General features: G+C 39.6%; 7 protein-coding genes and 4 tRNA genes. 3 read left to right on the top strand and 8 right to left on the bottom strand.

Features of this window, described 5'->3' with window-relative positions:
- The 5 genes from ACXVWP_RS07100 to ACXVWP_RS07120 all read right to left on the bottom strand — a co-directional run.
- A partial coding sequence (locus ACXVWP_RS07100; protein ID WP_227932570.1) for a GTP-binding protein occupies positions 1–263 on the bottom strand: 263 nt, incomplete at its 3' end.
- 103 nt (positions 264–366) lie between these two features.
- A tRNA-Thr gene (locus tag ACXVWP_RS07105) sits at positions 367–442 on the bottom strand.
- Positions 443–445: 3 nt separating this feature from the next.
- Positions 446–520: transfer RNA gene (locus ACXVWP_RS07110), tRNA-Gly, on the bottom strand.
- 41 nt (positions 521–561) lie between these two features.
- Positions 562–646: transfer RNA gene (locus tag ACXVWP_RS07115), tRNA-Tyr, on the bottom strand.
- A 30-nt stretch (positions 647–676) separates the two neighbouring features.
- Positions 677–752 (bottom strand) — tRNA-Thr (locus tag ACXVWP_RS07120).
- 212 nt (positions 753–964) lie between these two features.
- On the opposite strand from ACXVWP_RS07120, the gene coaA reads away from it, so the two are divergent.
- Entirely contained in the window at positions 965–1900 is a 936-nt protein-coding gene (gene coaA / locus ACXVWP_RS07125) for a type I pantothenate kinase (RefSeq protein ID WP_128787946.1), read from the top strand.
- Positions 1901–1944: 44 nt separating this feature from the next.
- Here coaA and cydC read toward each other — a convergent pair whose 3' ends face one another.
- The 3 genes from cydC to gyrB all read right to left on the bottom strand — a co-directional run bounded on the left by cydC (position 1945) and on the right by gyrB (position 8020).
- The gene (gene cydC / locus ACXVWP_RS07130) at positions 1945–3603 is read right to left on the bottom strand and encodes a thiol reductant ABC exporter subunit CydC (protein ID WP_289902390.1); all 1659 of its coding nucleotides are present in this window, start codon (positions 3601–3603) and stop codon (positions 1945–1947) included.
- A complete protein-coding gene (locus tag ACXVWP_RS07135) occupies positions 3596–5341 on the bottom strand; it encodes an ABC transporter ATP-binding protein/permease (protein WP_128787944.1) in 1746 nt (581 codons plus the stop codon). The genes cydC and ACXVWP_RS07135 overlap by 8 nt, the downstream gene beginning before the upstream one ends.
- Before the next feature lie 252 nt (positions 5342–5593).
- Positions 5594–8020, bottom strand: a complete 2427-nt coding sequence (gene gyrB / locus ACXVWP_RS07140; RefSeq protein WP_049375211.1) for a DNA topoisomerase (ATP-hydrolyzing) subunit B — start codon at positions 8018–8020, stop codon at positions 5594–5596.
- A gap of 194 nt (positions 8021–8214) precedes the next feature.
- Here gyrB and ACXVWP_RS07145 point away from each other — a divergent pair, with 194 nt between their 5' ends.
- Both ACXVWP_RS07145 and hybO read left to right on the top strand, forming a co-directional pair.
- Positions 8215–9567, top strand: a complete 1353-nt coding sequence (locus tag ACXVWP_RS07145) for an MFS transporter (protein ID WP_289902389.1) — start codon at positions 8215–8217, stop codon at positions 9565–9567.
- A 391-nt stretch (positions 9568–9958) separates the two neighbouring features.
- Positions 9959–11107 (top strand): hydrogenase 2 small subunit, encoded by a 1149-nt coding sequence (gene hybO, locus ACXVWP_RS07150; RefSeq protein WP_005697985.1) that lies wholly within the window; start codon positions 9959–9961, stop codon positions 11105–11107.
- Position 11108: the final 1 nt, after the last annotated feature.

Here is an 11108-nt window from a genome sequence, read left to right on the forward strand (position 1 = left end):
TAGTCCGCGTGTCCTGGGCAGTCAACGTGTGCGTAGTGGCGAGTTGGAGTATCGTATTCAACGTGTGAGGTGTTGATAGTGATACCACGCGCTTTTTCTTCTGGCGCGTTATCGATTTGGTCGAATGCACGAGCTGCACCACCGTAGTGTTTTGCTAATACGGTTGTGATTGCTGCTGTTAAAGTTGTTTTACCGTGGTCAACGTGGCCGATTGTACCCACGTTTACGTGCGGTTTTGTACGTTCAAATTTTTCTTTAGACATTTAAAGAGTCCCTCTAAATAGACACGGTTATCGATGGGTAAATTAAACCACATTAACCAATAAAATCATTACTATTTAATAAAGGAAAGAGGAATTTGGAAGGTGGTGCTGATAGGCGGATTTGAACCGCCGACCTCACCCTTACCAAGGGTGCGCTCTACCAACTGAGCTATATCAGCGTTTGGAGCGGGCAGCGGGAATCGAACCCGCATCATTAGCTTGGAAGGCTAAGGTAATAGCCATTATACGATGCCCGCAGTCCTAAATTCATCTGTCCCATCAGAATTCATTTAGAAAATGGTGGAGGGAGAAGGATTCGAACCTTCGAAGGCTGAGCCAACAGATTTACAGTCTGCCCCCTTTGGCCGCTCGGGAACCCCTCCACGCTAAATGAATACTTGTTTACTAAAGGATGGTGCCGACTACCGGAATCGAACTGGTGACCTACTGATTACAAGTCAGTTGCTCTACCTACTGAGCTAAGTCGGCATGTCGTAAGCAAGTGAGGCGTATTATATGGAAATTTTTACTTCTGACAAGCTTTTTTTTTAAAAAAAAAGTTTTTTTTGATTATTCGTCTAATTTACAAGCAAAAATATATTACCAGAATACAAAACTTATCAATTTTAATAAAAATCAATGATCATTCTTCATTTATAGGGTATATTTTGTCCAGTTTTTCTGTCTATACATAAAACACCGTGAATATTACTGAACAATTTATACCTTTTTTAAACTTTAGCCGTCAACAATGGGCTGAATTAAGAAAATCTGTTCCGCTAAAATTAACGGAGCAAGATCTAAAGCCACTTTTAGGCTTTAATGAAGAGCTTTCTCTTGATGAAGTAAGTACTATCTATCTACCGCTTGCACGTCTCATCAACTACTATATTGATGAAAACCTTCGCCGCCAAACGGTTTTAAATCGATTTCTTGACGGACAACGCCCTAAAGTGCCCTATATCATTAGTATTGCAGGAAGCGTTGCGGTCGGGAAAAGCACTTCAGCACGCATTTTACAATCACTGCTCACCTATTGGCCCTTTGAGCGGAAAGTAGATCTCATTACTACCGATGGTTTTCTCTTGCCACTGGAAAAACTGAAAAAAAAGAATCTCTTACAAAAGAAAGGATTCCCGATTTCTTATGATACGGCCAAGTTAATTCAATTTCTAGCTGATATCAAATCAGGCAAGCCATCTGTAAAATCGCCCATTTATTCTCATCTGACTTACGATATTGTTCCTAATAAGTTCAATATTGTCGATCAACCCGATATTTTAATTTTAGAAGGATTAAACGTTCTCCAAACAGGTTCAAACAAAGCCAATCAAACCTTCGTATCTGATTTTGTAGATTTTTCTATCTATGTGGATGCAGACGAAAAACTTCTTAAAGAATGGTATATCAAACGATTCTTAAAATTCCGCCAAAGTGCTTTTACAAATCCTGACTCCTATTTTAAACATTACGCTAATCTCTCTGAGCAAGAGGCCATTGAAACGGCTAGCAAAATTTGGGATAACATTAATGGATTGAATTTAAAACAAAACATTCTGCCGACTCGTGAGCGAGCCAATCTCATTCTTAGAAAAGGTGAAAATCACGAAGTTGAGTTAGTGAAATTAAGAAAATAAAAAAAAGCGGTCAGATCAAATTGACCGCTCTTTTTCTCACTACCTTACGACATCCTTCCATTCTCAATACCAATCACCTGATCACAAATAGCCATAGTCGATTGGCGATGACTCACGAGAATAATCAATTTTTCTGCTTTCACATTCAGCAACGATTTTAAAATCATCGCTTCATTTAAGCTATCTAAGTTGCTAGTCGGTTCATCAAGCAAAATAATTGGCGCATTGTGTAAGAAGGCACGGGCAATACCGATACGTTGTTTTTCACCATCAGAGAGATTGCCGCCCAATTCCGTCATTTTCGTTTGATACCCTTCAGGCAAGCTTAAAATGAAATCATGAATTGACGCTTTCTTCGCCGCTTCCATAATTTCTTCTAACGTTGCATCACGGTGCGCAAGGCGAATATTTTCCTCGATGGTTTCGTTAAAAATATAGGTTTGCTGAGTAATGTATGCCATATTGTCACGCAAACTACGGGTGTTGATATTCGGTAAGCTTTCGCCATTAATTTTAATGCTACCTGATTTAGGATCGTAAAAACGCATCAGCAGTTTTAACAGGGTACTTTTACCACTGCCGCTTCTGCCGTGAATACCTAAAATTTCACCCTTTTTCACAGACAAGCTAACATCCGATAAAATTTGTTCTTCACCATAGGCAAAACTTACATTCTCAACATCAATGCGAGAAACCTCTTTCAAATCGACCGCACTTTCTACATCTTTTAATTCGGGTTCTTCTGCTAGCAAGCTCAATACACGCTCACCTGAAGCCAAGGTTTGTAACAAGTTGCTTGAAAGGTTACTTAACGCAATAACGGGGCCATAGCTCGACATCAATAAAATCACGCCAATTAAAAAGGCAGAAAAATCAATCTTATCTAAACTAAATAAAATTAAGCCAGTAAACAGCATAATAATGTTGAAAACGGATACCGCCACTTCAGTATAAATACGGACTTTCGCTTCTTGGTCTTTGATGCGCTCAAAAGCTGTATCAATTTTTTGGCTGCGTTGTTGGATTTCATCTAACCGTTGTTTCGCATAACCGAAAAGTTGAATTTCTTTCATACCACGCACGCTGTCGAGGAAGAAGTCATTCATTTCGCCCACTAATTCACGATAACGTCTGCCATCTTCACGTGCCAATTTGGTGGTGATAATCGGTAGAATCACGCCTACTGTTAAATACGCAGCCAATGCTACAAGCACAAACCAACCTGAAAGATGCGCAAAGACCAACAATAAAATCGCAGAGGTAAAGAACGCAATCATAATTGGTGCAATGGTGTGTGCATAGAACACTTCAAGTAATTCAATATCATTGGTGACTAATGACACTAATTGCCCTGCCTGTTTATCTTGCAACTTCACAAAAGCCAAACGGCGTAAAGAAGAAAACACTTTATCGCGCAATAATGCCAATAATTTAAAAGCAATATAGTGCCCGGACATTTGCTCTAAATAACGCAATGCGCCACGAGCCACCGCCAATACGATAAGTGCGGTCAAAATTCCAGAGAAAGTTAAATGGGTGTCAAAGTTAAGAAGATTCACTAACCCCATCGCACCCAGCACCATAATAAAGATGGCAGCTAGGAAACCGAGCGTACCCATAGTAATGGTAAACGCCATAATATGTGCAAGTGGAGTTACTAATTTCAACAAATGCCCCATTACAACAAAACCATTTTTACGCATTTGCCACCTCTCTAATTTGTTCTAAATCTTTTTGTTGTTGGAACATTTCAGCATACGCACCTTGTTTTGCCATTAAGGTTTCGTGTGCGCCTTGCTCAATCAATTTGCCTTGGTCAAGTACGTTAATACAGTCCGCATTTACCGCATTCGCCAAGCGGTGAGAAATCATCACAATCGTTTTTTGTTGTTTAAATTGCTGAATGAACTGCAAAATAATTTCTTCGCTTTCCACATCAATATTACTGGTCGCTTCATCAAAAATATAAAGCTCGGCATTGTGTAGTAAAGCACGCGCTAAGGCTAAACGTTGAATCTGACCGCCAGATAAATTTGCGCCACGGCTTAATAATTGCATATCTAATCCGCCATTATCTCGAACGAATTGCGCCAGATTGACTTGCTCTAAACACGCATAAATTTGCTCATCTGTAGCATCAATTTTCGCCATCTTCATGTTTTCACGTAGCGTACCTTTAAACACATAACTGCTATGGCTCACCAAAGAAACCTTTTCATAAAACGAATGGCGATCAATAGATTGAATTTCTTGGCCGTTGAATAGAATTTTGCCTTGTTGCGCTTTATTAAAGCCCATTAGCAATGAAACCAAGGTAGATTTACCACAACCACTTTTACCCACAAATACTGTAAGCTGATTTGGTAAGATACTTAAATCTAAACCTGTAATCGCTGGTTTTTCTTCGCTATAAGCAAAATGCAGATTTTGAATATCCACCTGAATAGCATTTTTCGCTGCAAAATCGACCGCTTGTGTTTGAGTTTCTACGGGCGTATCTAACAATGTGAAAATCTTGTCTGATGCGGCTTTACCATTCATCGCCACATGGAAGAATGAACCCAATAAACGAAGTGGAATAAAGAATTCAGAAGAAAGTAAAATAAATAAAATGACACCTAATACGGTTAATTGGTCCGCTTGGAATTGCAACAAAGCCGTTAAAATCCCGATTGCCGCACCACCGTAAGCAAGTAAATCCATCAGTGATACGGAATTAAGCTGCATGGTCAGTACTTTCATAGTGATTTTGCGGAAATGTTCCGCTTCTTCATCCATTGCTTTTGCTTTATAAGCATCATCTTGATAGATTTTTAGCGTGATTAAACCTTGTAGGTTATCTAAAAAGCTGCTGCCTAATCCCACATAAATGGACCAATATTTTGCCAAGAGTTTTTTCGCAATTTTATTCACTGCAATAATAGACACTGGAATCAGCGGCACGCAAATCAGCAAAATCACGGCTGTTTTAAAGCTGAAAAAGATCAGAAAAGCGAAGAGTGTGAGCGGTGCAAGCAAGCTATAAAAAAGCTGAGGCAAATAACGTCCGAAATAGATTTCAAGTTGTTCTACGCCTTCTGAAGCCACTTGAATGATATTTGACGTAGATTGTTGATTCACTTGGTTTAGTGGCATCAAAGCCAATTTTCGATAAATGAGGCTACGCAACTCATGTTTCACTTTTGTACTGGCAAAATAAGAAGCCTGCACTGATTTTTTACCCGCAAAAGCACGTAATGCCAATGCCGCAATTAAAATCACACCTAAACCCACCGCACTTGGCATCGTCAACTCTTTAAAATAAGCGGCCTGTAAAATATAAGAAAACACGACGGCACTAATAATCCCACCAATTAACGCCACCCAGTTCCATAACACCGTGATGCCAATCCATTTTTTACTGTCGGCCACCGTGTTAATTAGACGTTTATCTATCATCATAATGATTGCTCCTAAAAACAAAAAAGAAGTACGCACATTACTATGCGTACTTTGCTATCAATCTAACAACTAAAAACAAGTCTATTTCGTATCATTGCCTTTAAGCGATAAAAATCATGAAAATTATAGTCAAGAATATAAACAAATAACAGATCTAATTGAAAATTATTTTTATTTATATCTTAAGTAAAAAAATACCGCACTTGATTTCCCTAAGTGCGGTTATCTTTAGTGATATTTTTGAATATTAGACTAAACGTCTAAGTTTGCTCGCAACGCATTCATTTCAATGAATTCACGACGAGGCTCAACTTCATCCCCCATTAATGTGGTGAAGAGTTGGTCTGCGGCAACAGCATCTTTAATTGATACTTTTAACATACGACGAGCATTTGGATCCATAGTGGTTTCCCAAAGTTGCTCAGCATTCATTTCACCTAACCCTTTATAGCGTTGGATTTCTAAGCCACGACGAGATTCTTTCATCAACCATTCAACAGCTTGTTCAAATGATTGAACGGGCTGAGTTTTTTCACCACGAGTGACGTAGGCTCCCTCTTCTAGTAAGCCATTCACTTGCTGACCGAATACGGTAATCTTCGCAAATTCATTGCCCGTCACAAAATCAAAGTTGATGAAGTAATCAGTATCAATACCATGTTTACGAACAGTAATAACGGCTTCATATACTTGGCGTTCGCTGTTAAATTGGGTTCTTGCTGAATATAAATGCGCTTCTGTTTCTTTTTCAGTTAAGTATGCAACAAAAGCATTCGCCCAATTTTCGACCGCACTTTCATTACGCATTAAATCAATGGTTAATTGTGGTTGGTAAACCAATCCTTGTAACAATGGCTCAGGATAGTAACGACTTAAACGAGTAATTAATTTCTGAACATTGTTATATTCGCCTACTAATTTCTCAAACACTAAATCATTCATTGCCGGCGCATTAGCACTAATATGTAACGCAGCACCATCTAACGCAAGCATTAACTCATATTGCACCATTTCGTCGTTATCTTTAATATAACGCTCTTGTTTACCTTTTTTCACTTTATAAAGTGGCGGCTGAGCAATATACACGTAACCACGCTCAATTAATTCCGGCATTTGACGATAGAAGAAGGTCAACAATAAAGTACGAATGTGTGAACCGTCCACGTCCGCATCGGTCATGATAATGATGTGGTGGTAACGTAATTTATCCGGGTTATATTCATCGCGGCCAATACCACAGCCAAGCGCTGTAATTAATGTACCCACTTCTTGAGAAGAAAGCATTTTGTCAAAACGTGCTTTTTCAACGTTAAGAATCTTTCCTTTTAACGGTAAAATTGCTTGGGTTTTACGATCACGACCCGATTTTGCAGAACCGCCTGCAGAATCCCCCTCCACGAGGTAAAGTTCTGACAGTGCGGGATCTTTTTCTTGGCAGTCCGCTAATTTACCCGGAAGGCCTGCAATATCTAATGCACCTTTACGACGAGTCATTTCACGCGCTTTACGTGCTGCTTCACGTGCACGTGCAGCCGTAATGATTTGATTTACAATGATTTTCGCATCGGCTGGATTTTCTAATAAATATTCCTGCATACGCTCATTCATAGCAGATTCAACCGCACTTTTCACTTCAGAAGACACTAATTTGTCTTTTGTTTGTGAAGAGAATTTAGGATCGGGCACTTTCACCGAAATAATCGCCACCAAACCTTCACGCGCATCGTCACCTGAAGTGCTCACTTTCTCTTTTTTCAGTAACCCTTCGCTTTCCATATAGTTATTTAAGCTACGGGTTAATGCACCACGGAAACCGGCTAAGTGAGTACCACCATCACGTTGTGGAATGTTATTGGTAAAGCAATAAACGTTTTCGTTTACGCCATCATTCCATTGCAATGCAACTTCCACCCCAATGCCGTCTTTTTCAGCTGAAAAATAGAATGGTTTTGGGTGAATTGGATTTTTATTTTTATTTAAATATTCAACGAACGCTTGAATACCACCTTCATAATGGAAGTGATCTTCCGTGCCATCCCGTTTATCAATTAAACGAATGGATACACCAGAATTTAAAAATGAAAGCTCACGTAAGCGTTTTGCTAAAATTTTGTAATCGAAAGTTGTAATTGCAAAGATTTCTGGACTTGGCCAGAAACGCACCGTTGTACCTGTTACTTGCGTTTCACCAATAACAGTTAAAGGCGCTTGAGGCTCGCCTAAGTGATAGAATTGCTCATACACGTGACCTTGACGACGAATGGTTAATTGCAATTTATCAGAAAGTGCATTTACCACCGAAACACCCACGCCGTGTAAACCACCTGATACTTTATAGGAGTTATCATCAAATTTACCGCCCGCGTGAAGTACTGTCATGATGACTTCTGCTGCAGAAACACCTTCTTCTGGATGGATATCTACTGGAATACCACGGCCGTCATCTTGTACGGAAACAGAATTATCATCATGAATGGTCACGATAATATCGGAACAATGACCCGCAAGGGCTTCATCGATCGCATTATCCACCACCTCAAACACCATATGGTGTAAACCTGTTCCATCATCAGTATCCCCAATATACATGCCCGGACGTTTCCGAACCGCATCAAGCCCTTTTAAGACTTTAATACTTGATGCACCATAAGCATTTTCCGTAACAGGTGTTTCTGACATAGTTTTTCTCTATTTTGTAATGAAAATTGTGCGGAATTATAGCAAAAAACTGACTATTTTGCGAAATAAAAGTGCGGTCAAAGTTTGTGTTATTTTTTTATTTGACATCTCGATTTTTCTCCTTATATTACGACGCTACCTCATTTTTTGTATAGAAATGAGTTTTGTTGTACTAAAAATTAAAGGATTATCACATGATTTCATTCCTAAAGTCTAATCCAGGTACACCTGTTCCTGATACTGAAATTAGAGAGCGTTATAATCGCTTAAGATGGCATGCATTATTTGGCATCTTTATCGGTTATGCAGCATTCTATATTTTACGTAATAACTTCCTTCTTTCTTCTCCTGAATTAATTAGCGATTTTGGTTTCACCAAAAAAGATATCGGTTTTATTTCCGGTACCATGTTAATTGTTTATGGTTTAAGTAAAGGTTTCATGTCTGCAATCGCAGATAAATCAAATCCGAAACACTTTATGATTTTCGGCTTAATGATGTCGGCAGCAGTAAACTTAATGATGGGCTTCAGTGCATCATTTTGGGCATTCTTATTCCTTTGTGTACTTAATGGTATCTTCCAAGGGATGGGTGCTGGTCCAGCGTACATCGTACTAGCAAGCTGGTTCCCACGTAAATCTCGTGGTGTAACAACCGCTATATTCAATATCTCTCACAACGTAGGTGGTGGTTTAGTCGCCCCAATTGCGGGTGCAAGTATCGCTTGGTTGGGTCAAGAGCATTGGCAAGCCGCACACTTTGTTGTACCTGTAGCAATTGCTACTATTGTTGCGATTATTTTCTACATCTTTGGTGCGGGTCGTACTTACAATGAAGGCTTACCACCAGTTGGAAAAATTCTTGAAAGTGAAAATGAAGAATTAGTTGTCACAAAAGAAGAAAACGTCAACTTAACCACATGGGAAATCTTCCGTGATTACATTATGAAAGACATTAATGTGTGGTTTGTTTCTTTTATCGACGTATTCACTTATATGATCCGTTTTGGTGTATTAACCTGGCTACCACTTTATTTGTTAGAAACTAAAGGTTTCACTAAAGCTCAAATGGGGACAGCATTTGCTATCTTTGAATGGGCAGCAATTCCTTCTACGCTATTAGCAGGTTGGTTAACTGATACTTATTTCAAAGGTCGCCGTATGCCACTTGCTATCATCACCTTATTCGGTGTGGGCGCAGCAATGTTTGTTTACTGGGGCGGTAGTGACTTATTAACCGTCACCATCGGGGCAGGTATTATTGGATGCTTAATTTATGTGCCAATGTTCTTATCTTCACTTCAAACTATCGAGCTAGTTCCTTCTTTTGCAGCAGGTTCTGCAACAGGCTTACGTGGTTTATTAAGTTATATCTTAGGTAGTTTCTCTGGTACTGCATTATTTGGTATTTTAGCTGATAAATTCGGTTGGGACGCTGGTTTCTATCTACTACTATTCGCTGTAGCTGGCTGTATTTTCTGCTGCTATATGACACATTTAGGTGTATTACGTTTAGAGCGTAAAAAAGCACAAATAGCTAATAACTAATCTATAAAAATGGGCAAAATCGAATAATCTTTGTTGCCCATTTTTCTCACTTCAACAAGATTAATTGTGGTCAATGTTTAAAAAGATTTTTTAATCCAAAGTTTGAATATAAACGATAAAGCATATCTTCACACCGGGTTATTTCTCTTTTAGGGTAACAAAAGCATTTCTTTTGATTGAAAAATATAACGTGCAATAACATATGCTTCAAGTGAAGAAAGCCACAACAAATAACAATCATTCTCAATAATTAAATAAAAACAATCACTTACCCTCTTATTTTGTAAGGAAAATAAGGGTGTTTTTGATTCTGATCAAATAAAGTTCCTCCATCAAGGCATATCATAGCTAGATTAACCATACAAGTAACGTGCCAATTTGGAGTGATCATATGCAACGAAGTGATGGATTATTTTCTGCTTTAGCAGAAGTTTCCCGTCGGGATTTTATGAAATTATGTACCGCACTTGCGGCGACCATGGGGTTAAGTTCAAAAGCGGGTGCAGAAATGACCGCTGCTTTAACCGAACCTAAACGTCCACCAGTATTATGGATCGGTGCGCAAGAATGTACGGGTTGTACTGAATCCTTGCTACGCGCGACCCACCCAACAGTCGAAAACTTGGTATTGGAAATGATTTCCTTAGAATACCACGAAACGCTTTCTGCAGCCTTTGGGGAACAAGCTGAAGATAACAAACACAATGCAATTAAACAGTATTATGGAAAATATGTTTTAGTCGTAGATGGATCTATTCCGGTGAAAGACGGCGGCGTCTATTGTATGGTAGCAGGTAAACCGATTGTAGAACACATCCAAGAAGCCGCTAAAGGGGCTGCCGCAATTATTGCGATCGGTTCTTGTGCAGCATGGGGTGGCGTACCTTCTAGCGGTGGTAACCCAACTGGCGCAAGCAGCTTATCTGAAGTATTACCAAAAGGCACTCCGGTGATTAATATTCCAGGTTGTCCACCAAATCCACACAACTTCCTTGCAACTGTCGCTTATATTCTTACTTATAAGAAACTACCCGCAATGGACAAATTAAATCGTCCATTATTCGCTTACGATCGCTTAATTCATGAAAACTGCTATCGTCGCCCGCACTTTGATGCCGGTCGCTTTGCTAAAGAATACGGCGATTATGGTCACCGCAACGGTTGGTGTCTGTATCATCTCGGTTGTAAAGGACCAGAAACTTACGGTAACTGTTCTACTTTAGAATTCTGTGATGTCGGCGGTAATAACTGGCCGGTTGGTATCGGGCACCCTTGCTATGGTTGTAACGAAAAAGGTGTGGGCTTTACCAAAGGTATTTTCCAATTAGCGGGCGTAGAAAACCCAACACCGCGTGTTGAAAAACCAGATGTGAATAATACCGAAGGTTCAGGTGCAACCATGACCGCCATTGGCTTATTAGGTGGTGCAGCTGCAATCCTAGCAGGCGTGAGTGTTGTGACCTTACGCGAATTAAGCGCTCAACATAAAGCCCGTTCCGAAGCTAAAGCCGCAGAGAAAGAACAACATACAGGTAAATAAG

The organism is Haemophilus sp. SZY H56, from assembly GCF_054332415.1.

What these genes read in the sequence shown, in the direction of transcription:
- cydC (WP_289902390.1), bottom strand. Translation starts at nt 3,603, where the DNA reads ATGCGTAAAAATGGTTTTGTTGTAATGGGGCATTTGTTGAAATTAGTA.
- ACXVWP_RS07135 (WP_128787944.1), bottom strand. Translation starts at nt 5,341, where the DNA reads ATGATGATAGATAAACGTCTAATTAACACGGTGGCCGACAGTAAAAAA.
- gyrB (WP_049375211.1), bottom strand. Translation starts at nt 8,020, where the DNA reads ATGTCAGAAACACCTGTTACGGAAAATGCTTATGGTGCATCAAGTATT.
- ACXVWP_RS07145 (WP_289902389.1), top strand. Translation starts at nt 8,215, where the DNA reads ATGATTTCATTCCTAAAGTCTAATCCAGGTACACCTGTTCCTGATACT.
- hybO (WP_005697985.1), top strand. Translation starts at nt 9,959, where the DNA reads ATGCAACGAAGTGATGGATTATTTTCTGCTTTAGCAGAAGTTTCCCGT.